Source organism: Enterobacter cloacae complex sp. IR5458 (assembly GCF_049238025.1).
Lineage (GTDB): Bacteria > Pseudomonadota > Gammaproteobacteria > Enterobacterales > Enterobacteriaceae > Enterobacter > Enterobacter kobei.
The window spans coordinates 81,653-102,940 of the sequence record NZ_JBMKIF010000004.1 but is presented as its reverse complement, the minus strand read 5'-3'; the positions used below and the strand labels follow the sequence as shown (position 1 = coordinate 102,940).

At 57.8% G+C, this 21,288-nt stretch carries 22 protein-coding genes and 1 riboswitch; of the genes, 12 read left to right on the top strand and 10 right to left on the bottom strand.

The window, feature by feature from the left end; all coding sequences use genetic code 11:
• The first annotated feature begins 24 nt into the window (after nucleotides 1–24).
• Genes bioB through bioD form a run of 4 tightly spaced genes read left to right on the top strand, consistent with a single transcriptional unit; the run spans nucleotide 25 to nucleotide 3,652 of the window.
• Entirely contained in the window at nucleotides 25–1,065 is a 1,041-nt protein-coding gene (bioB, locus tag ACOTYN_RS04545) for a biotin synthase BioB (RefSeq protein WP_071922463.1), read from the top strand.
• Nucleotides 1,062–2,219: an 8-amino-7-oxononanoate synthase gene (gene bioF / locus ACOTYN_RS04540; protein WP_014883073.1), complete on the top strand. Its 1,158-nt coding sequence runs from the start codon at nucleotides 1,062–1,064 to the stop codon at nucleotides 2,217–2,219. Before bioB ends, bioF begins: the two co-directional genes overlap by 4 nt.
• Nucleotides 2,203–2,958, top strand: coding sequence for a malonyl-ACP O-methyltransferase BioC (bioC, locus tag ACOTYN_RS04535; protein WP_071922462.1), 756 nt, complete (start codon nucleotides 2,203–2,205; stop codon nucleotides 2,956–2,958). The genes bioF and bioC overlap by 17 nt, the downstream gene beginning before the upstream one ends.
• Nucleotides 2,951–3,652: a dethiobiotin synthase gene (gene bioD / locus ACOTYN_RS04530; RefSeq protein ID WP_071922461.1), complete on the top strand. Its 702-nt coding sequence runs from the start codon at nucleotides 2,951–2,953 to the stop codon at nucleotides 3,650–3,652. Before bioC ends, bioD begins: the two co-directional genes overlap by 8 nt.
• On the opposite strand, the gene ACOTYN_RS04525 is transcribed toward bioD, so the two are convergent.
• Nucleotides 3,615–4,337: an ABC transporter ATP-binding protein gene (locus tag ACOTYN_RS04525; RefSeq protein WP_071922460.1), complete on the bottom strand. Its 723-nt coding sequence runs from the start codon at nucleotides 4,335–4,337 to the stop codon at nucleotides 3,615–3,617. The two genes, bioD and ACOTYN_RS04525, sit on opposite strands and share 38 nt — an antisense overlap.
• Nucleotides 4,338–5,087: 750 nt before the next feature.
• Between ACOTYN_RS04525 and uvrB the strand changes: the two genes are divergently transcribed.
• Complete coding sequence (uvrB, locus tag ACOTYN_RS04520; protein ID WP_014883077.1) at nucleotides 5,088–7,103, top strand: excinuclease ABC subunit UvrB; 2,016 nt, start codon at nucleotides 5,088–5,090, stop codon at nucleotides 7,101–7,103.
• A gap of 73 nt (nucleotides 7,104–7,176) precedes the next feature.
• Here uvrB and yvcK read toward each other — a convergent pair whose 3' ends face one another.
• Nucleotides 7,177–8,085: a uridine diphosphate-N-acetylglucosamine-binding protein YvcK gene (yvcK, locus tag ACOTYN_RS04515; RefSeq protein WP_014883078.1), complete on the bottom strand. Its 909-nt coding sequence runs from the start codon at nucleotides 8,083–8,085 to the stop codon at nucleotides 7,177–7,179.
• 226 nt (nucleotides 8,086–8,311) lie between these two features.
• Nucleotides 8,312–8,446: riboswitch (molybdenum cofactor riboswitch) on the top strand.
• Here yvcK and moaA point away from each other — a divergent pair.
• From moaA to ACOTYN_RS04485, 6 genes are all read left to right on the top strand, one after another.
• Nucleotides 8,434–9,423 (top strand): GTP 3',8-cyclase MoaA, encoded by a 990-nt coding sequence (moaA, locus tag ACOTYN_RS04510; RefSeq protein WP_071922459.1) that lies wholly within the window; start codon nucleotides 8,434–8,436, stop codon nucleotides 9,421–9,423. It overlaps the preceding riboswitch by 13 nt.
• Before the next feature lie 24 nt (nucleotides 9,424–9,447).
• Nucleotides 9,448–9,960: a molybdenum cofactor biosynthesis protein B gene (moaB, locus tag ACOTYN_RS04505; RefSeq protein WP_032637144.1), complete on the top strand. Its 513-nt coding sequence runs from the start codon at nucleotides 9,448–9,450 to the stop codon at nucleotides 9,958–9,960.
• Nucleotides 9,961–9,963: 3 nt separating this feature from the next.
• Nucleotides 9,964–10,449 (top strand): cyclic pyranopterin monophosphate synthase MoaC, encoded by a 486-nt coding sequence (gene moaC / locus ACOTYN_RS04500; RefSeq protein WP_014883081.1) that lies wholly within the window; start codon nucleotides 9,964–9,966, stop codon nucleotides 10,447–10,449.
• Nucleotides 10,442–10,687 carry a molybdopterin synthase sulfur carrier subunit gene (moaD, locus tag ACOTYN_RS04495; protein ID WP_014883082.1) on the top strand — a complete coding sequence of 82 codons (246 nt, stop codon included), beginning with the start codon at nucleotides 10,442–10,444 and terminating at the stop codon, nucleotides 10,685–10,687. Before moaC ends, moaD begins: the two co-directional genes overlap by 8 nt.
• Before the next feature lies 1 nt (nucleotide 10,688).
• Nucleotides 10,689–11,141 (top strand): molybdopterin synthase catalytic subunit MoaE, encoded by a 453-nt coding sequence (gene moaE, locus ACOTYN_RS04490; protein ID WP_014883083.1) that lies wholly within the window; start codon nucleotides 10,689–10,691, stop codon nucleotides 11,139–11,141.
• A 64-nt stretch (nucleotides 11,142–11,205) separates the two neighbouring features.
• On the top strand, nucleotides 11,206–11,913 hold the full coding sequence (locus tag ACOTYN_RS04485) for a Bax inhibitor-1/YccA family protein (protein ID WP_014883084.1): 708 nt from the start codon (nucleotides 11,206–11,208) through the stop codon (nucleotides 11,911–11,913).
• Between the two features lie 89 nt (nucleotides 11,914–12,002).
• Here the strand turns inward: ACOTYN_RS04485 and ACOTYN_RS04480 are convergent, their stop codons facing one another.
• Genes ACOTYN_RS04480 through ACOTYN_RS04470 form a run of 3 tightly spaced genes read right to left on the bottom strand, consistent with a single transcriptional unit; the run spans nucleotide 12,003 to nucleotide 14,961 of the window.
• Complete coding sequence (locus ACOTYN_RS04480; protein WP_014883085.1) at nucleotides 12,003–12,965, bottom strand: lysylphosphatidylglycerol synthase transmembrane domain-containing protein; 963 nt, start codon at nucleotides 12,963–12,965, stop codon at nucleotides 12,003–12,005.
• Nucleotides 12,965–14,203, bottom strand: coding sequence for a cardiolipin synthase ClsB (clsB, locus tag ACOTYN_RS04475; RefSeq protein WP_014883086.1), 1,239 nt, complete (start codon nucleotides 14,201–14,203; stop codon nucleotides 12,965–12,967). Before clsB ends, ACOTYN_RS04480 begins: the two co-directional genes overlap by 1 nt.
• Nucleotides 14,200–14,961: an endonuclease/exonuclease/phosphatase family protein gene (locus ACOTYN_RS04470; protein WP_023332454.1), complete on the bottom strand. Its 762-nt coding sequence runs from the start codon at nucleotides 14,959–14,961 to the stop codon at nucleotides 14,200–14,202. The genes clsB and ACOTYN_RS04470 overlap by 4 nt, the downstream gene beginning before the upstream one ends.
• A 132-nt stretch (nucleotides 14,962–15,093) precedes the next feature.
• On the opposite strand from ACOTYN_RS04470, the gene ACOTYN_RS04465 reads away from it, so the two are divergent.
• Nucleotides 15,094–15,504, top strand: a complete 411-nt coding sequence (locus tag ACOTYN_RS04465) for a YbhQ family protein (protein ID WP_014883088.1) — start codon at nucleotides 15,094–15,096, stop codon at nucleotides 15,502–15,504.
• Here ACOTYN_RS04465 and ACOTYN_RS04460 read toward each other — a convergent pair.
• Genes ACOTYN_RS04460 through cecR form a run of 5 tightly spaced genes read right to left on the bottom strand, consistent with a single transcriptional unit; the run spans nucleotide 15,466 to nucleotide 21,106 of the window.
• Nucleotides 15,466–16,572 carry an ABC transporter permease gene (locus ACOTYN_RS04460; protein ID WP_023332455.1) on the bottom strand — a complete coding sequence of 369 codons (1,107 nt, stop codon included), beginning with the start codon at nucleotides 16,570–16,572 and terminating at the stop codon, nucleotides 15,466–15,468. The two genes, ACOTYN_RS04465 and ACOTYN_RS04460, sit on opposite strands and share 39 nt — an antisense overlap.
• Before the next feature lie 9 nt (nucleotides 16,573–16,581).
• Nucleotides 16,582–17,715, bottom strand: coding sequence for an ABC transporter permease (locus ACOTYN_RS04455; protein ID WP_023332456.1), 1,134 nt, complete (start codon nucleotides 17,713–17,715; stop codon nucleotides 16,582–16,584).
• Nucleotides 17,705–19,444, bottom strand: coding sequence for an ATP-binding cassette domain-containing protein (locus ACOTYN_RS04450; protein WP_023336950.1), 1,740 nt, complete (start codon nucleotides 19,442–19,444; stop codon nucleotides 17,705–17,707). Before ACOTYN_RS04450 ends, ACOTYN_RS04455 begins: the two co-directional genes overlap by 11 nt.
• Nucleotides 19,437–20,432, bottom strand: coding sequence for a secretion protein HlyD (gene hlyD / locus ACOTYN_RS04445; RefSeq protein WP_332956598.1), 996 nt, complete (start codon nucleotides 20,430–20,432; stop codon nucleotides 19,437–19,439). The genes ACOTYN_RS04450 and hlyD overlap by 8 nt, the downstream gene beginning before the upstream one ends.
• Nucleotides 20,429–21,106, bottom strand: a complete 678-nt coding sequence (cecR, locus tag ACOTYN_RS04440; protein WP_332956600.1) for a transcriptional regulator CecR — start codon at nucleotides 21,104–21,106, stop codon at nucleotides 20,429–20,431. Before cecR ends, hlyD begins: the two co-directional genes overlap by 4 nt.
• Nucleotides 21,107–21,288: the final 182 nt, after the last annotated feature.

Below are 21,288 nucleotides of genomic sequence, written 5' to 3'. Positions count from 1 at the left end.
AACAAAACCCTTTGGAGAAGCCCGATGGCTCACCACGCACGCTGGACGATGTCGCAAGTTACTGAATTATTCAATAAACCTCTCCTTGAGCTGATGTTTGAAGCCCAACAGGTGCATCGTCAGCACTTCGATCCGCGCCATGTTCAGGTCAGCACGCTGCTGTCGATCAAGACCGGCGCCTGTCCTGAAGACTGCAAATATTGCCCACAGAGCGCACGCTATAAAACCGGTCTTGAATCCGAACGCCTGATGGAAGTCGAGCAGGTGCTCGACTCCGCGCGTAAGGCGAAAAACGCCGGCTCGACCCGTTTCTGCATGGGGGCGGCGTGGAAGAACCCGCACGATCGCGATATGCCGTATCTGGAGCAGATGGTGAAGGGGGTGAAGGAGATGGGCCTCGAAGCCTGTATGACGCTCGGAACGCTGAACGAAGAACAGGCGCAGCGCCTCTCGGCGGCAGGACTGGATTACTACAACCATAACCTCGATACCTCGCCGGAGTTTTACGGCAACATCATCACCACGCGCACCTATCAGGAGCGTCTGGATACGCTGGACAAAGTGCGTGACGCGGGGATCAAAGTCTGTTCCGGCGGTATCGTGGGCTTAGGTGAAACGGTGAAAGATCGTGCGGGTCTGCTGCTGCAGCTGGCGAACCTGCCAACGCCGCCGGAAAGCGTCCCGATTAACATGCTGGTGAAGGTCAAAGGCACGCCGCTGGCGGATAACGAGGACGTGGATGCGTTTGATTTTATTCGCACTATCGCGGTGGCGCGCATCATGATGCCGACCTCTTATGTACGCCTTTCTGCGGGCCGTGAGCAGATGAACGAGCAGACCCAGGCAATGTGCTTTATGGCCGGGGCCAACTCCATCTTCTACGGCTGCAAGCTGCTGACCACGCCGAACCCGGAGGAAGACAAAGACGTTCAGCTGTTCCGCAAGCTGGGGCTGAATCCGCATCAGACCGAGGTGCTGACGGGCGATAACGAGCAACAGCAGCAGCTGGAGCAGCAGATTTTCAATGCCGACACCGACCAGTTCTACAACGCGGCAGCAGTATGACCTGGCAGGCACGTATCCAGTCGGCGCTCGACGAGCGTCGGGCGACTGATGCGTTTCGCGTCCGCAAGGTGGTCGAAAACGGCGCAGGCCGTTTTCTGACCCGCGACAGTCGGCGTTACCGTAACTTCTCCAGTAACGATTATCTCGGTCTTAGCCAGCATCCGGCTATTGTTCGCGCCTGGCAGCAGGGGGCAGAGCGGTTTGGCGTGGGCAGCGGTGGATCGGGGCACGTTAGCGGCTACACCCCGGCACATCAGGCGCTGGAGGAGGCGCTTGCCGACTGGCTGGGCTACCCGCGCGCGCTGTTGTTTATTTCGGGTTTTGCCGCCAATCAGGCGGTGATTACCGCCCTGATGGGGAAGGACGACCGCATTGTCGCCGACCGCTTAAGCCATGCCTCGCTGCTGGAAGCGGCAAGTTTGAGTCCGGCTCAGCTGCGCCGCTTTGCCCATAACGATGCGGGGCAACTCGCTGCGCTGCTGGATAAACCGTGCGAGGGGCAACAGCTGGTGGTCACGGAAGGAGTATTCAGCATGGACGGCGACAGCGCACCGCTTGCCGTACTGCACGAGGCTGCCAGACAGCAACATGCCTGGCTGCTGGTCGACGATGCCCACGGTATCGGCGTGACGGGTGATGAAGGGCGGGGAAGTGTTCACCAGCAAGGCGTCAGACCGGAGCTGCTGATAGTCACTTTCGGCAAAGGTTTTGGCGTGAGTGGCGCCGCCGTACTGTGCAGCGAGTCCGTTGCAGACTATCTGCTGCAGTTTGCCCGGCACCTGATCTACAGCACCAGCATGCCACCGGCGCAGGCCGTGGCGTTGTCTGCGTCCCTGGCCGTCATTCGTAGCGCAGAAGGGGAGGAACGTCGCCAGCGGCTGGCAGAGCATATCTGCCGCTTCCGTCAGGGACTGGCGGCGCTTCCTTTCCGCAGTACTGATTCACAAAGTGCCATCCAGCCGGTGATCGTAGGGGAAAACGCGCAGGCGCTCTCCCTGGCACAAACGCTGCGCGATCGGGAGATGTGGGTCACGGCTATTCGTCCACCCACCGTACCGCCGGGCACGGCGCGTCTGCGGCTCACGCTGACGGCGGCGCACGAGACCGAGGATATTGCTGCACTTCTGGAGGCGCTGCATGTTGCCAGTCAATAAGCAGGCCATTGCGGCGGCGTTCGGCCGGGCCGCGCGCAGCTATTCACAGCACGATGAACTGCAGCGCCAGAGCGCACAGGGGCTGATGACGTTGCTCGGCGAGAGGCGCTTTAACCAGGTGCTTGACGCCGGGTGCGGCCCCGGCGGGAATAGCCGACTCTGGCGCGAGGCGGGAAGTCACGTGACGGCCATCGACCTGTCTCCCGCTATGCTGGATGAGGCGCGCCAGCAGCAGGCTGCGCATCGTTATCTGGTGGCGGATATCGAGGCGATTCCGCTGGCGGACGCGCAATTCGATCTGGTCTGGAGCCATCTGGCGGTGCAGTGGTGCAGCAGCCTGCAGCAGGCGTTGAGCGAGCTTTATCGCGTCGCCTGCCCGGGCGGCAAGGTGGCGTTTACCACGCTACTGGAAAGCTCGTTACCTGAGCTCAATCAGGCATGGCAGGCGGTGGATGAACAGCCGCACGCCAACCGCTTTTTGTCATATGAGCAGGTTACGCAGGCCCTGGCAGGCTGGTGCTATCGCAGTACGGTGCAGACCATCACCCTCGATTTTAGCGATGCTTTAAGCGCGATGCGCTCGCTGAAGGGCATTGGCGCCACGCATCTGCATGCCGGGCGCGAGAAAAAACCGCTGACCCGGGGCCAGCTGCAGCGCCTTGAGCTGGCCTGGCCGCAGCAGCGGGGCCAGTTCCCGCTCTCTTATCAACTTTTTCATGGGATTATTGAACGTGACTGAACGTTATTTTGTCACCGGGACGGATACGGAAGTGGGCAAGACGGTTGCCAGCGCTGCCCTTTTGCAGGCGGCGCGAAAGCTTTGGAAAAACACCGCCGGGTATAAGCCTGTGGCTTCCGGCAGCGAGATGACGGCGGAGGGGTTACGTAACACCGACGCGCTGGCGCTTCAGCGTAACAGCACGCTCGAACTCGCCTATTCAGCGGTGAACCCGTATACCTTTGCCGAGCCGACCTCGCCGCACATTATCAGCGCCGATGAAGGCCGTCCGATTGATTTTACCGTGCTCTCTGCCGGGTTACGAACCCTGGAAAGCCAGGCCGACTGGGTGCTGGTGGAAGGTGCAGGCGGGTGGTTTACGCCGCTCTCTCAGGACCAGACGTTTGCTGACTGGGTGCAGGCCGAGCAACTCCCGGTCATACTCGTTGTCGGCGTCAAGCTCGGCTGTATTAACCACGCCATGCTGACGGCGCAGGCCGTTCAGCAGGCAGGGCTGCGTCTCGCGGGCTGGATAGCCAACGACGTGGTCACGCCGGGCAAGCGACACCATGAGTATCTGACGACCCTCAAACGGGTGCTCCCCGCGCCATTCCTGGGGGAGATCCCCTGGCTTGCGCACGATGCCGAACAGGCCGAAACCGGTCAGTATCTTGACCTCAGCGTCTTGCTTCCAGCGACATCCAGTGGGCAATAAGCTCATCGTTGAGTTCGTTAACGTGGCCCTGTGCCACGTTACGTCCGCGGTAGAGCATGCAAAACCGATCCGCGACCCGGCGGATAAACGACAGCTGCTGCTCCGCTAGCAGCACCGTCATCCCAAGCTCCCGGTTTAGCCGTACCAGCAGCTGTGCCAGCTTATGGGCAAAGCCCTGGCCGGCACCGTGCATAGGTTCATCCAGAATCAACATCCGCGGGCGATTGACCAGCGCATTTGCCAGAGCAAGCTGATACTGCGCCTCTGGCGAAAGGGCGTTGCCTCGCGTCTGACGCAGCGCGTAAAGTTCGGGAAAGAGCTCGTACACTTCACTTTTCGCTGCCGGGTCGGGTTTCCCCATCGCCCGCATGGCAATGTGCAAATTTTCCTCAATCGTCAGCTGAGAAAAAATCCGCCTGTCCTGCGGGACATAGCCAATCCCCGGTCCGGAACGTTCTTCGGCCGTCTGGCTGAGTAAATCACGCGGCGGCGCACCCGCTTCATGCCAGATGATGGTGCCGCTATCCACGGGCACTTTCCCGGCGATGCAATTCATTAGGGTGGTTTTTCCCATCCCCGGCAGGCCAACAACGCCGGTACACATCCCTTGCGGAAAATCTAAATCCACGTTCCATAGCGTATGTTGGCTTCCGTAAAACTGATTCACTGCACGCAGACTCAACATCTTTCTCTCCTTAAAAATGTGTCGGTGACGCTCGGTTTTTGATTGTGCAAAACCCCTGCCAGAAACCGTGAAGTGATTAAAAAAGCGGCTTTTTTAAGAATGTTCCACCACTAAGTGGGGTAAGGAAACCGGGAATTGCACATCGACGGTGCTGGCGGTGTTGAGTCGTGGTGCAGGGGAAAATGGCGGAAATGTGAGCAAGATCACATCAGGTGGTTATGAATGACGCAACTGTTTATCGACAAAAAATAGCGATAAAAATTTTTTGTTGCCGTCTCGTGGGAAAATCCGGGAATTTGCCGAGCGGCACTCTGCACGGGCTGGAAGCAGTTATCCACTATTCCTGTGGATAACCATGTGCATTAGAGTTAGAAAACACGCGATAAGCGAGAGAAGACGCGGCTTTCGCCCAAATTGACGCGAAACGCGGCTTTAGAAAATATCGTTTAAAATTTAATTGCTTAGATAAAAGCAATTACCGTAATGAAAGTGTCACGCGCTGCCATAAAACTCTCATAACCTGGCTTGACAAATGTTAAAAAAGAAAAAGTTCTGGGGATAACCCACGTTGACTGGTTTTTTATCTCGTCAGAGTCGAAATTTTATCCATTAACGCGCTAATCCTTAAGCCGCTATGCTAAATATCCTGACATGCTACTGGTTTTTCATCCAGTGTTTTTTACTGGCATTCCTGGCAACAACGAGTAAAATTACTCACCTGCCGCTTATAACGTCATCAGGTCGTCGCCCATGAGTAAACCGTTCAAACTGAATTCTGCTTTCCGTCCATCTGGCGATCAGCCTGAGGCGATCCGTCGTCTGGAAGAGGGGCTGGAAGATGGGCTTGCGCACCAGACGCTGCTGGGGGTAACCGGTTCCGGTAAAACGTTCACCATCGCCAACGTGATCGCGGATCTGCAGCGCCCTACGATGGTGCTTGCCCCCAACAAAACCCTCGCGGCACAGCTTTACGGCGAGATGAAAGAGTTCTTCCCGGAGAACGCCGTTGAGTATTTCGTTTCCTACTACGATTACTACCAGCCGGAAGCCTATGTGCCGAGCTCTGACACCTTCATCGAGAAAGATGCCTCAGTGAACGAACACATCGAGCAGATGCGATTGTCGGCGACCAAGGCGCTGCTGGAGCGTCGCGATGTGGTTGTGGTGGCGTCGGTTTCGGCGATTTACGGCCTGGGCGACCCGGACCTCTATCTGAAGATGATGCTCCACCTGACGCAGGGGATGATCATCGATCAGCGTGCGATTTTGCGCCGTCTGGCGGAGTTGCAGTACACCCGTAACGACCAGGCATTTCAGCGCGGAACGTTCCGCGTGCGCGGGGAGGTGATCGACATCTTCCCGGCGGAATCGGACGATATGGCGCTGCGCGTTGAGCTGTTTGATGAAGAGGTTGAACGTTTATCGTTGTTTGACCCGCTAACCGGTCACGTTGAGTCGGTGATCCAGCGTTTTACCATCTACCCTAAAACGCACTACGTGACGCCGCGCGAGCGTATCGTGCAGGCGATGGAAGAGATCAAAGTGGAGCTGGCTGAACGCCGTAAGGTGCTTCTGGCGAACAATAAGCTGCTGGAAGAGCAACGCCTGAGCCAGCGAACCCAGTTCGATCTGGAGATGATGAACGAGCTCGGCTACTGCTCCGGTATTGAAAACTACTCCCGTTTCCTCTCCGGTCGTGGGCCGGGTGAGCCGCCGCCGACGCTGTTTGACTACCTTCCGGCCGACGGCTTGCTGGTGATAGACGAATCCCACGTCACCATTCCGCAGATTGGCGGGATGTACCGCGGTGACCGCGCGCGTAAAGAGACGCTGGTGGAGTACGGGTTCCGTCTGCCGTCGGCACTGGATAACCGTCCGATGAAGTTTGAAGAGTTTGAGGCGCTGGCGCCACAGACTATTTACGTGTCGGCCACGCCGGGCAACTACGAGCTGGAGAAATCGGGCGATGAGGTGATTGATCAGGTGGTTCGTCCGACCGGGCTGCTGGATCCGATTATCGAAGTGCGTCCGGTGGCGACCCAGGTGGACGATCTGCTCTCTGAGATCCGCAAGCGTGCCGCCATCAACGAGCGTGTGCTGGTGACGACGCTCACCAAGCGTATGGCGGAAGACCTGACGGAGTACCTGGAAGAGCACGGCGAGAAGGTGCGTTATCTGCACTCGGATATCGATACCGTGGAGCGTATGGAGATCATCCGCGATCTGCGTCTGGGTGAGTTTGACGTGCTGGTAGGGATCAACCTGTTGCGAGAGGGGCTGGATATGCCGGAAGTCTCGCTGGTGGCGATTCTGGACGCGGATAAAGAGGGCTTCCTGCGTTCCGAGCGCTCGCTGATCCAGACCATTGGCCGCGCCGCGCGTAACGTCAATGGCAAAGCGATTCTCTACGGCGACAAAATTACCCCGTCGATGGCGAAAGCGATTGGCGAAACGGAACGCCGCCGTGAGAAACAGCAGCGCTATAACGAAGAGCACGGCATTACTCCGCAGGGGCTGAACAAGAAAGTGGTGGATATTCTGGCGCTCGGTCAGAACATTGCGAAGACCAAAGCGAAAGGCCGCGGCAAGGCGCGTTCCGTGGTGGAAGAAGATACCGTCGTACTGACGCCGAAAGCGCTGCAGCAGAAGATCCACGAGCTGGAGGCGCAGATGATGCAGCACGCCCAGAACCTGGAGTTCGAAGAGGCGGCGCAGATCCGCGATCAGCTTCATCAGCTGCGGGATTTGTTTATCGCGGCATCGTGAGTCGGTGATGTGTTTTCTCCCTCTCCCTGTGGGAGAGGGCCGGGGTGAGGGCAACAGGCCGCATAAAACGAACCTAACCCAGCGCCTGAATCGCCTTCTCCAGCGCTTCGCGCAGCAGATGGCGGTCGTGGCGGTATTTAATATCGCTGGCCTCCAGCGGCTCCTGAATCACCACCCGCTCGCCGATACCGGAGACATCCACCTTAGGCCCAACCACCACGCCGTCGATGATTTTCTTGCCGACGTACTGCTCCATCAGGCTCAGTTTGTCTGCCAGCGACAGGCTTGCCGCCGCCGGGCTCAGCTCACGCCCCAGATTACCGATGTAAACCATCGGAGCAGGAGTGCGACGCAGCGCCTGCGCCAGCTCTTTGACCAGCAGGATCGGCATCAGGCTGGTATAAAAACTGCCCGGGCCAATCAGGATTAAATCCGCTTCGCCAATCGCTTCGACGGCTTCACGCGTCGCCGGTACGCTCGGGTAGGTCATCAGCTCTTTTGGCGGCAGCAGAAGCTGGTCGATATTCACTTCGCCGTACACTTCGTGATCGTCAGCATCAATGGCCATTAAATCCACCGGCTGTTCTGACATCGGGATCAGGAACGCATCCACTTTCAGCAGATTTCGTATCAAGTTGATGGCTTCAAGCGGACGCACGCTCAGGTGATCCAGCGCCTTAAGCATTAAATTTCCAAGGTTATGTCCGGAAAGTTCCCCGTTGCCGCCAAAACGGTACTCAAACATCGCTGATGCGACGCTCGGTTCGGTAATCAGCTGGTTGAGACAGTTGCGCATATCCCCCCAGGCGATGCCGCCTTCGGCACGTCTGATCCGCCCGGTTGAGCCGCCATTATCGGTGGTTGTCACTATCCCTGTCAGCCTTGAGCCCAGTGACGACAAAGAGGACATCACCCGGCCCAGACCGTGGCCTCCGCCAAGAGCGACCACTCGGTCAAGATCCGCAAAAGTGCGATTACGCATACCCGTTCCTTATCACGTTTGATCTGCGTAACACTACCTGAACTACCCCTAAAAGACGATGCCTCATACGAAGCAAAATGACGTATATCAATGCGAAAAGAGGGTTTTTAGGTATTCTGTAGCGAAAATGCACGATTGAGTCGCTATATATATAATTATATAGCGAAAGGCGATGATGGCGAAGTGAGAATTTCCGCGCTACTATCGCCATAACCACGTTTTCGAATTTGAAAACATACACTCTAGCCTTTGTGCCTGTGTCGAAAGATATGGCGCTCTGGCCGTGGCGGATCTGCCACCAGGGTACAGAAAGAAATGACTGTGCCTCCCGTATCTGGAAAGGTGTACATGGCTTCACAACTGACTGATGCTTTCGCGCGTAAGTTTTATTACTTACGTCTGTCGATTACCGATGTGTGCAACTTCCGTTGCACCTACTGCCTGCCCGACGGTTACAAACCGGGCAGCGTCACCAATAACGGCTTTCTCTCCGTGGATGAGGTGCGCCGCGTTACGCGTGCGTTCTCCGGGCTTGGCACCGAAAAGGTCAGGCTGACCGGAGGCGAACCTTCTCTGCGCCGTGATTTCCCCGACATCATTGCCGCCGTGCGTGAAAACGAACATATCCGCCAGATTGCGGTGACCACCAACGGTTACCGGATGGCGCGTGATGTGGCGACCTGGCGCGACGCGGGCTTAACCGCCATCAACGTCAGCGTGGACAGCCTCGATGCCCGCCAGTTTCACGCCATTACCGGCCAGGACAAGTTCCGCCAGGTGATGGATGGCATCGACGCGGCATTTGCGGCCGGATTCGAGAAAGTCAAAGTCAATACGGTGCTGATGCGTGATGTGAACCATCAGCAGCTCGATACCTTCCTGGCGTGGATAAAATCCCGCCCCATCCAGCTGCGTTTTATCGAGCTGATGGAAACCGGTGAGGGCAGTGACCTGTTCCGCCGCCATCACATTTCCGGCATGGTGTTGCGCGACGAGCTGCTCAAACGCGGCTGGATCCACCAGATCCGCCAGCGCAGCGACGGCCCGGCGCAGGTCTTCTGCCACCCGGATTACGAGGGTGAGATTGGGCTTATCATGCCCTATGAGAAAGACTTCTGCGCCAGCTGTAACCGTCTGCGCGTCTCCTCCGTGGGCAAGCTCCATCTCTGCCTCTTCGGCGACGGCGGCGTAGATCTGCGCGATCTGCTGGAAGACGATGCTCAACAGGAAGCGCTTGAAGCGCGCATTTCTGAAGCGCTGACGCACAAAAAACAGACCCACTTCCTGCATCAGGGCAACACCGGCATTACTCAGAACCTGTCTTATATTGGCGGGTGATCAGGCTTAAGAAGGAATCAGAAGATGAGTCAGGTAAGCGCAGAATTTATCCCGACACGCATTGCTATTCTTACCGTTTCCAACCGCCGTGGCGAAGAGGATGATACGTCCGGCCACTGGCTGCGCGAGGCGGCCCATGATGCGGGGCATCACATCGTCGATAAAGCGATTGTGAAAGAGAACCGCTACGCCATTCGCGCGCAGGTTTCGCAGTGGATTGCCAGCGATGAAGTGCAGGTGGTATTGATCACCGGCGGCACCGGTTTTACCGCAGGCGATCAGGCGCCTGAAGCGCTGATCCCACTGTTTGACCGCGAAGTGGAAGGCTTCGGCGAAGTATTCCGCATGCTCTCCTTTGAGGAGATTGGTACCTCCACGCTGCAGTCGCGCGCCGTCGCCGGGGTGGCCAACAACACCCTGATTTTCGCCATGCCGGGCTCGACCAAAGCCTGCCGCACCGCGTGGGAAAACATCATCGCCCCGCAGCTGGATGCCCGTACCCGTCCGTGTAATTTCCATCCCCATTTAAAGAAATAAGCTATGTCACAACTGACCCACATTAACGCCGCCGGCGAAGCGCATATGGTGGATGTCTCCGCCAAAGCGGAAACGGTGCGCGAGGCGCGCGCAGAAGCGTTCGTTACCATGCAGCCGGAAACGCTGGCGATGATTATCGACGGCAGCCACCACAAGGGTGACGTCTTTGCCACCGCCCGCATCGCCGGTATTCAGGCCGCCAAGCGCACCTGGGACCTCATTCCCCTTTGCCATCCGCTGATGCTTAGCAAGGTGGAAGTGAACCTGCAGGCGCAGCCGGAGCATAATCGGGTGCGCATTGAGTCCCTGTGCCGCTTAACCGGGAAGACCGGCGTTGAGATGGAAGCCCTGACGGCAGCCTCCGTTGCCGCGCTGACCATCTACGACATGTGTAAAGCGGTGCAGAAAGATATGGTGATTGGCCCGGTTCGCCTGCTGGCAAAAAGCGGCGGCAAATCCGGTGATTTTAAGGTGGACAGCCATGATTAAGGTGCTCTTTTTTGCCCAGGTGCGCGAGCTGGTGAATACCGACAGCCTGACGCTGGAGGGCTCTTTTGAAAACGTCGCCGCCCTGCGTGCGCATCTGGCCGCACAGGGCGAACGCTGGGCGCTGGCGCTGGACGAAAGTAAGCTGCTGGCCGCCGTGAACCAGACGCTGGTTGAGTTCAGCCATCCGCTAACCGCAGGGGATGAAGTGGCCTTCTTTCCGCCGGTCACAGGGGGTTAAGATGGCTGAGACCCGAATTCTGGTGAGCCCGGCGCGTTTTAACGTGGGGACAGAATATGACTGGCTGGCCGAGCGTGACGAAGACGGCGCGGTCGTGACGTTCACCGGCAAGGTACGCAATCACAACCTCGGTGACAGCGTGAAGGCGCTGACGCTGGAGCACTACCCGGGCATGACGGAGAAATCGCTGGCGGCCATTGTGGAAGAAGCGCGTGGCCGCTGGCCGCTCGGGCGCGTCACGGTGATCCACCGCATCGGCGAGATGTGGCCAGGCGAAGAGATTGTTTTCGTGGGCGTGACCAGCGCGCACCGCGGTAGCGCGTTTGCGGCAGGGGAGTTCATGATGGATTACCTCAAAACTAAAGCGCCGTTCTGGAAGCGGGAAGCGACGCCGGAAGGGGAGCGCTGGGTGGAATCCCGCGATAGTGATAAACAAGCCGCCAGCCGTTGGTAGTCGGTTGACGTGGATGTGTTAATCTTAACGTGTGTGTCTACTTAATCTTAATCAGGAGTGAATCATGGACCGATTTCCGCGTTCCGATTCAATAGTACAGCAGACCCGTAGCGGCCTGCAGACGTATATGGCTCAGGTGTACGGCTGGATGACAGTTGGCCTGCTGCTTACCGCGTTTATCGCGTGGTATGCGGCGAACACGCCTGAACTGATGATGTTTATCTTCTCCAGCAAAATCACCTTCTTTGGGCTGATTATCGCGCAGCTGGCGCTGGTGTTTGTCCTCTCCGGGCTGGTGCAAAAGCTCAGTGCGGGGATGGCGACCACGCTGTTTATGCTCTATTCGGCGCTAACGGGGCTGACGCTTTCCAGTATTTTCATCGTCTACACCTACTCCTCCATTGCCAGCACGTTTGTGGTAACCGGCGGGATGTTCGGCGCGATGAGCCTTTACGGCTACACCACCAAACGTGACCTGAGTGGTTTCGGCAGCATGCTGTTTATGGGGCTGATCGGGATTGTGCTGGCGTCGCTGGTGAACCTGTGGCTGAAGAGTGAAGCGCTGATGTGGGCCGTGACCTACATTGGTGTGGTGGTCTTCGTTGGGCTGACGGCGTATGACACCCAGAAGCTGAAAAACATCGGCGAGCAGATCGACGTGCGCGACAGTTCAAACCTGCGCAAATACTCGATTCTGGGCGCGCTGACGCTCTATCTGGACTTCATCAACCTGTTCCTGATGTTGCTGCGTATTTTCGGCAACCGTCGTTAAGGTTGTTTTGCCGGGTGGCGGCTTCGCCTTACCCGGCCTACGAAACGCGAACCGTAGGTCGGGTAAGGCGAAGCAGCCACCCGACTTATTCACTTCGCTAACATCCTCTCATTCTTCGCCCGTAGTTTCTTCGCCCGACTCTCCAGCACCAGATAACAGACCGTGGCCAGCGCCAGCGGCAGGAAGTAATAGAGCATGCGGTAGGCGAGCAGGGCGGCAATAATCGCTCCCTGAGAAACATGCTCTCCGGCCAGAAGCGCAATGAACACCGCCTCCAGCACCCCAATCCCCGCCGGGATATGCACAATAACCCCGGCGATACTGCTCACCAGCAGCACGCCCAGCACGAAGAAGTAATTCACGTCCTCGCCAATCAACAGCCAGATAATTGCTCCCATCGCCATCCAGTTAGCGCTGGATACCGCCATCTGCAGCATGGCAAACTTCCACGACGGCAATACCAGTTTCTGCCCTCTGAGGGTCATATGACGGCGTTTAGCAAACGCGCAGGCCCACAGATAAAAAGCGATAATCAGCAGCAGCACGATGCCGAGAATACGCAGCGTGGCTTCATCGATGTACCAGTGCGCGGGCAGCTGGACCACGCCGATGGTGAAAATCACCCCGCCGAGCAGAATATAGCCCAGCCAGTTAGTGGTGATGCTCAGGGAAAAAATGCGTGTTATGGTCCCGCCCGGCAGCCCGAGACGCGAGTAGAGGCGATAGCGCATGCCAATCCCCCCGACCCAGGTACTCAGCGTCAGGTTGAAGGCGTAGCAAATAAACGACACCAGCATCACCTGGCGTTTAGCCAGCTTGTGGCCGCAGTATGCCCGGCCCAGCAGGTCGTAGCAGCCGTACATCAGGTAGCTCACGATCACCAGCCCTGTCGCGCCCAGCAGCACCATCCGGTTGTAGTTGCGGATAACTTTCCACACCTCCTCCCAGTCAACTTTTTGGGCATACACTACCAGCAGCACGGCGACCGCAATAAAGAACACCCAGGTGAGAATTTTTTTCGCCAGCCGCCAGCGCGGATGTGATTTCGACATCAGGGTTTGCCTCCATCTTCTGCTTCAACGCGGTCCTGGGTTTCCATTTCGGGTTGTACCGGCGGGTCCACCTGCGCCAGCTTCGGCGTATGCGCTGGCAGCCAGCCGACCATCGCCGGGAAATGACGCAGGAAGTGGAACACCACTACGCTGATGCCCAGGTTCCACCAGGTGCGTTTCGGCACCATAGACTCATCCACGCGCACGCAGTCGTTAACAATCAGGGCCTGCAAATTATCCCGCAGGGTCTGATTAAACTGGCGATCGTGGATGATCAGGTTAGCTTCGAGATTCAGCGATAAGCTCAGCGGATCCAGGTTGCTGGAGCCGACGGTGGCCCAGTGATCGTCCATCAGCGCGACTTTGCCATGTAGCGGCCGACGGCGATATTCGTAGATCTGAACGCCGCCTTTGACCAGATAGTTATACAGCAGCCGCGCGCCAACTTTGACTATCGGCATATCCGGCTCGCCCTGCACAATCAGCTTCACCCGTACGCCGCGCCGGGCCGCATTACGCATGGCATGCAGCAGGCGATAGCCCGGGAAAAAGTAGGCGTTAGCAATGATCACTTCGCGCTTCGCGTTGGCGAGCATCTTCAGGTAATGGCGTTCAATATCGTCCCGGTGCTCGCCGTTATCGCGCCAGACGAAAAGGGCCTGCGCTTCGCCGGGCTTGCGGTTCTCCTCCGGGCGATGGCGGCGTTTCCACCAGCGGCGAACGGCCTCTTTCCCCGGCAGGTTCTCCAGTTCGAATAATACGATGTCCTGTACTACCGGGCCCTCAATGCGAATGGCGTAATCCTGTTTTGCTTCCGGGCCGTAGTCGGACATATGTTCAGCGGAGTAGTTAATGCCGCCGACAAACGCCACCGTCTCATCCACCACCACAATTTTGCGGTGCATCCGCCGGAAAAGGTTGGTACGCATGCCAAACAGGCGCGGGCCGGGATCGTAGTAGCGGAACACCACGCCCGCAGCGGTCAGTTCATTCACGAACCCGTCGCTGAGGTCCGGTGAGCCATAGCCGTCCAGCAGCGCTTCAATTTTGACGCCGCGCCGGGCGGCACGCAGCAGTACGCTGTGTAACTGTTTGCCCACGTCGTCCTCGAACCAGATAAAGGTTTCGAGGATCACTCTCTGCTTAGCGTTATCAATCGCCTTAAAGACGGCCGGGTAATACTCGTCGCCGTTGACCAGCAGCGAGATCCGGTTGCCTTCCTGCCAGGAACATTTCATAAGTGGATCTCCGCGCTGAGCGGGGCATGGTCGGACAGATGTCGCCAGTTAAGTAAGGCCAGCGCCGTCGGGCTGCTGGCATGGGCATTTTTCACGTAGATACGGTCCAGGCGCAGCAGGGGAAAGCGCACCGGGAACGTCCGTGCCGGGCGACCATGGGCCCGGGTAAAAATCTCCTCCAGCCCTGCATTGACTTTCAGAGGATGGTTCGCGCGCTGCCGCCAGTCGTTAAAATCACCGGCCACGACCACGGGTTCTCCGTCGGGAAGCGCATTGGTCCAGTCAGCCAGCATCTGTAGCTGCGCCTGACGGTGGGCTTCGCGCAGGCCAAGATGCACGCAACCGACATGAATGGGCACCGTGAGTGCCGGTGGCGCGATGCGGCAGTATAGCAGCCCGCGCTTTTCGCTCTCACCCACGGAAACGTCCCGGTTCTCATAATGTTCGATAGGAAAACGTGACAGCACCGCGTTCCCGTGATGGCCTTCCGGATAGACCGCGTTGCGCCCGTAGGCGTAATCACTCCACATCGTGTCGGCCAGAAATTCATAGTGCGGCGTATCGGGCCAGTTCTCGAAATGCATGGGATGCACCTCGTGCGCGCCCATCACCTCCTGCAGGCAGACAATGTCCGCGCTGACGGTGCGAACCGCGTCGCGCAGCTCCGGTAAAATGAAGCGGCGATTAAATGCTGTGAAGCCTTTATGAATGTTTATCGTCAGCACTTTAAGCGAGAAATGCTGCATTTTTTGAGTCATAAGCCCCTTCCTGAGTGACTATCCCAATGAAAATAAAGTGTAGTCGGCGTCACAAAAAGATGCGGCGTTACGGAATTTTCCGTAAAGTGCGGTAGTCTGATTAAGCAGATAAAATCCTTCAGGAGAGAAGCCATGAAGTGGCAACAACGTGTTCGTGTCGCAACGGGGTTAAGTTGCTGGCAGATAATGTTGCATTTACTGGTCGTGGCCGTACTGGTGATGGGCTGGATGAGCGGCACGCTGGTGCGTGTTGGCCTGGGGCTATGCGTCCTCTATGGCGTCACCGTGCTGTCGATGTTGTTCTTACAGCGCCACCATGAAGCGCGCTGGCGCGAGGTGGGTGATGTGCTCGAAGAGCTCACCACCACCTGGTACTTTGGTGCCGCGATGATTGTGCTTTGGCTGCTGTCACGCGTGCTGCAAAACAACCTGCTGCTGGCCCTGGCGGGTCTCGCAATCCTTGCAGGGCCTGCGGTGGTCTCATTGCTCACCAAAGAGAAAAAGCTACGCAATGTTGCGTCTAAACATCGCGTACGCCACTGACCCCGTCGTGGCCGCTATGACCAGTAGCGGCCACAAACTCCCCCAGACAATATCCAGACTCGCATCCTTCAGATAGATCTGCTTGGTAATGTCCGTAAAGTGGCGTATCGGGTTTATCCATGTGATGTCCTGCAGCCACACCGGCATGTTCTCGACAGGGGAAACGTACCCGGAGAGCAAAATCGCTGGCATCATAAAGACAAACACGCCGATAAACGCCTGCTGCTGCGTCGAGCACAGCGCCGAAATTAACAGCCCAAACCCCACCAGCGACAGCCCGTAAATCACCATCGTGAAGTAAAACAGCGCCAGCGAACCGGCAAACGGGATTTGATAGGCCCAAATTCCCACGCCCAGCACGATAGTGGCCTGAAATGTCGCGACAATCAGCGCCGGCACCGCTTTGCCAACAAAGATTTGCCAGGTCGCGAGTGGGGAAACCAGCAGCTGATCCAGCGTACCTTGTTCCCGCTCGCGGGCGACGGACAGGGAGGTGACGATCATCACCCCGATGGTGGTGATCATGGCGATCAGCGACGGCACCACAAACCATTTGTAGTCCAGATTCGGGTTGTACCAGTTACGCACCACCAGCTCGCTGTTGTTGGGCTTTGGTTTGCCGTCCATCAGCTCCTGCTGATAATTCTTCACCACCTGCTGCAGATAGTTGGCCGCAATCTGGGCGCTGTTAGAGTTGCGCCCGTCGAGGATAAGCTGCATCGGCGCGGTCTGGAAGGTATCCAGGTTACGGGAAAAATCTGCCGGGAAGCGCACCAGCAGCAGGGCTTTTTGCGTATCGATGGTCGGCTGGATTTCCTGCGGGCTTTTCAGCAGCAGGATATGGGTAAACGCTTTTGCACGGGCAAAGCGCTGCGTCAGCTCGACGGAATGTTTACCGTTATCTTCGTTGTAAATGGCGATGGTGGCGTTGGTCACCTCAAGCGTCGCGGCAAAGGGGAACAGCAACACCTGGATCAACACCGGCAAAACCAGAATGGCGCGGGTTTGCGGCTCGCGCAGCAGGGATTGCAGCTCTTTTCGTATTAACGTCCATAGTCGGTGAAACATGTTCGCTCCTTAATCCAGACGCCGTTTGGTTTTCAACCACGTCAATCCGATAAACATCACCGCTGACGCCATTAAAAACAGCGTGTTGATAATCAGCACCACCGGAATATTCCCCGCCAGGAACAGGCTTTGCAGCGTGCTCACGAAATAACGCGCCGGAATGATGTAGGTCACGGCGCGGATCACCGCTGGCATACTGTCTATCTGGAAAATAAACCCGGACAGCATGATCGACGGTAAAAAGGCGGCGTTGAGCGCCACCTGCGCGGCGTTAAACTGGTTGCGGGTGATGGTGGAGATGAGCAGCCCCATCCCCAGCGTGCTAAGTAAAAACAGGCTGGTGATAAAGAACAGCACCACCAGCGAGCCGCGGTACGGCACGCCGAGGATAAAGACGGCGACAAGCATGCAGAGCAGCATCGCCAGCATGCCGAGGAAGTAGTAGGGGATGAGCTTGCACAGCAGCAGCTCGACGCGCGTCACTTCTGTGGAGAGCAGCGCCTCCATGGTGCCACGCTCCCACTCGCGGGCGATCACCAGCGAGGTCAGGATCGCGCCAATCACCGTCATGATAATCGTCACCGCGCCCGGAATGATAAAGTGCTGGCTGATGGCGGCAGGGTTAAACCAGTAGCGTGTTTGCACGTCGATGAGCGGTTCAAACGTCTCCCCCCGGTCTTCGGCGCGCTGCATCTGCCATAGCTGCCAGATCCCCTCCACGTAGCCCTGAACGAAGTTCGCAGTGTTCGGTTCGCTGCCGTCGGTAATCACCTGGATCGGCGCGTCGGCATTCGCCCGCGCCATATTGGCGGCGAAATCCACCGGGATGACCACCAGCCCGCGAATTTTCCCGGCCTGCATCTTCTGGATCAGCGCCTGCCGGTTATCGCTGATGGTGGCGTCAATGTACGGCGAGCCGGTCATGGCGTGGGTGAAGTCCAGCGCCTCTTCGCTCTGCTGTTCCAGCAAAATGCCGACCCGCAGCTTGCTGGAGTCGAGGTTGATGCCGTAGCCAAAGATAAACAGCAGCAGCAGGGGGATCACCACCGCAATCAGCCAGCTACTCGGGTCACGCACGATCTGCCGCGTCTCTTTTATGCATAACGCGCGCACCCGGCGCCAGGAAAGGGCGTTACTGCGCATGGGCATTCTCCTTATCCCAGTCGTGGATGAGGGTGATAAACGCCTGCTCCATGGTGGGGTCTGGCACGGCATCGTCGGCGGCCTGGTTTTTCAGGTCGTCCGGGGTGCCGTGGGCAATCAGCTTGCCGCGATAGACCAGCCCGATGCGGTCGCAGTATTCCGCCTCATCCATAAAGTGGGTGGTCACCATCACCGTCACCCCTTTCTCCACCATGCTGTTGATATGCAGCCAGAACTCGCGGCGGGTGAGGGGATCCACCCCGGAGGTCGGCTCATCGAGGAAAAGAATATCGGGCTCGTGCATCAGCGAGCAGGCCAGCGCGAGGCGCTGCTTAAAGCCGAGGGGCAGTTCGTCGGTGGCGTGGGAGGCAATATTCGTTAACCCGAAGGCATCGCTCATGCGGCGGATTTTCTCGTTCTGCGCGCGCCCGCGCAGGCCGTACACGCCGGAGAAAAAGCGCAGATTCTGCTCGACGGTCAGGTTGCCATACAACGAGAATTTCTGTGCCATATAGCCCAGATGCTGGCGCGCCTTGCCGGAGCTGACTTTGAGATCCATATCCAGCACCAGCGCCTTGCCGGACGTCGGCACCAGCAGGCCACACATCATTTTAAAGGTGGTGGATTTCCCCGCGCCGTTCGGCCCGAGCAGGCCAAAAATCTCGCCGCGTTTTACCGCAAAGTTGACGTTATCGGTGGCGGCGAAATCGCCGAACTTTTTGGTCAGGGATTTGGCTTCAATCACCGTTTCACCCGGCGTACCTTCAACCGTGTGGAGGATCGCGCCGAGAGGCGATTCCGATGTCCCCGCGCCGCCCAGCAGGTCGATAAACGCATCTTCAAAGCGCGGCGCCGTCTCTGCCATTTCAATTTCAGGCATGCCAGGCGCGCGGCGAATATCCTCGACGGTGGCCTCCTTTTTGAGGATTACGCGCACGGACCGACCCTGAATCATCCCGTCGCTCACCTGCGGCAGTTTCAGCACTCGCTGCAGCAGCCTGCGGTTGGACTCCTGCGGGCTGTGGAGGAGGAAACTGCGTCCGGCCATGCTCTGCGTCAACGTCGTTGGCTCGCCCTGATAAAGCAGCTCGCCTTCGTTCATCAGCAGCACGTCCCGGCACTGTTCCGCTTCGTCGAGGTAGGAGGTGCTCCAGAGGATCAGCATCCCGTCGCCTGCCAGCTCGTGCACCATCTGCCACAGCTCACGGCGGGAGATGGGGTCCACGCCGACGCCGGGCTCGTCCAGCAGCAGGACCTTTGGTTCGCCGACGAGCGTACAGGCCAGCCCCAGCTTTTGCTTCATCCCGCCGGAGAGCTTGCCCGCCAGCCGGTCGGTGAACGGGCCGAGGGAGGTGAACTCAAGCAGGCGGGCGAAGGTTTTCTGCCGGGTTTCGCCGGTCACGCTGCGCAGGTCGGCATACAGGTTCAGGTTTTCCATCACCGTCAGATCTTCATACAGACCAAACTTCTGCGGCATATAGCCGAGCATGGCGTGGAGCGCGCCGTCGTCTTTGATGGGGTCAAGGCCAAGCACGCTGGCTGTGCCTTCATCCGGCTTTAGCAAACCGGCCAGCATCCGCATCAGCGTGGTTTTGCCTGCGCCGTCCGGGCCGACCAGGCCGGTTACATAGCCTTTCTGAATGGTGCAGTTCAGCGGGGCGACCGCCGGTTTGTCCATCCCTGCGAAGCGTTTGACCAGATTGTTGAGCTGGATAACCGCGTCATTCATGTCGTTCCCCGTTGTTCACTTTTACGGTAACAGGCATGCCCTGACGCAGCGCGTCGTCCGCATCGGTGACGATGATGCGCAGACGGTACACCAGGTCGGTACGCAGGTCCGGCGTTTCAACGGTTTTCGGGGTGAATTCGGCGGTGGGGGAGACAAAGCCGACTTTGCCGTGATACGGCTTATCCGGACGACCATCGGTATAGAGCAGCAGCTCGCGGCCCGGCTGCATCTGGCCGAGATTTGGCTCGTCAATGTAGGCGCGCACCCAGACCGGGCGGGTCAGGGAGAGCGTTAATACGGTGCTGCCCGCGCTGAGCATGCTGCCCGGCTCCACGGCACGGGTCATCAGCGTACCGTCAGACGGGGCGATGAGGGTTGTATCATGCAGATCCAGCTCTGCCTGGGCCAGCTGCGCCTGCGCCTGTTCAAGGCTGGCTTTGGCCTGGGCAATGTCCTGCGGGCGGTTACCGGTGGTGTACTGGCTTAATTTATCCTGCGCGGATTTCAGCGTCGCCTGCGCCTGGTCGCGGGATGAACGCGCATTCTCCAGATCGTTGGCTGAAATGGTGCGGCTTTTCCACAGCCCCTGCTGACGGTTATAGAAATTCTGCGCGTAGTCGTAGGCAGCTTTCGCCTGCTTAACGGCAGCGGCGGCCTGGGCGATCTCTTCGTCACGATAACCCGCCAGCATCAGGTCATATTGCGCCTGGGCAACGGAAACGCCAGCTTTGGCCTGCATCAGGGCGTTCTCGTAGGGGGCTTTATCCAGCATGCCCAGCGTTTGCCCGCGTTTAATGGCATCACCTTCGTCAACGCTCAGCGAGGCGAGACGGCCACCAACGCGGAAGCTCATATTCACGGTACGAATATCCACATTACCGTACAGCGTCAGGCCCCGCTCCTGATGGCTCTGATACCACAGCCAGCCACCGACGCCTGCGGCAAGCAAAACAACAACCACCAGAATGATGGCGACAGGTTTTTTCATGACTTCAGGCTCCTTTGCGTTAAGCCTTGCAGGATCAGATCGAGATGACAGGTGATGACCTGGCTAATCTGCGCGGCTTTATCCTCATCGAATTGTGTCCAGCCGGTGCGTAACAGGATGGTTTCCCGCCCCAGACGAAAGGCAAGGATTTCACCCAGCAGGGCATGGGTATGCAAAATGGTCACGGTATCGCTGGCGTCCCGCCCGGTATAGGCGGCGATCAGGTGGGTCAGGTGGGTATGCATCGGAGCAATGACCTGATCGTGTACCAGCTGATAGGCAGTTGTAGGGGAGAGCTGCTCGCGGGAGATAAACTTACTCAGGTTGAGCGTATCGTCGTGCGTCAGCAGGCGGATCATATTATGGCAGGCATTCAGGATAAGCCGCCGGATAGCGTCACGATCCGGCGTCGGCTGGCTCAACAGCTCGCTGGCTTCTTCAACGTACGGACGAAAATGTGTGCCGATAAAATCGGCAATCCACTGGGCGCAGGCGAGGTACAAATCCTCTTTTGAACCAAAATAGTAGGTGATCGCCGCAATGTTTTGCCCGGCCTGGGCGGCGATATCTCGCGTGGTCGCGTGCAGGCCATACTCGCCAAACTGCGCCAGCGCGGCAGCAATCAGCTGGCTTTTGGCCTGTTCACCTTTGGTTGTCGTTGGGGTCGTATTCATGGCGGCATTAAAAATTAATCAATCGATTGATTAAAAATAGCCCCGAATTGCTGAACCGTCGAGCGTTCGTGCTGGGATATTTTATGCGCCACGTCACAAAAGCTGCTACACTCCGCACCTTCACGACATTGTGGTTTTTGTCCTTCCCCTTTTCGTTATATCTCCCTGAAAACTACACCTGT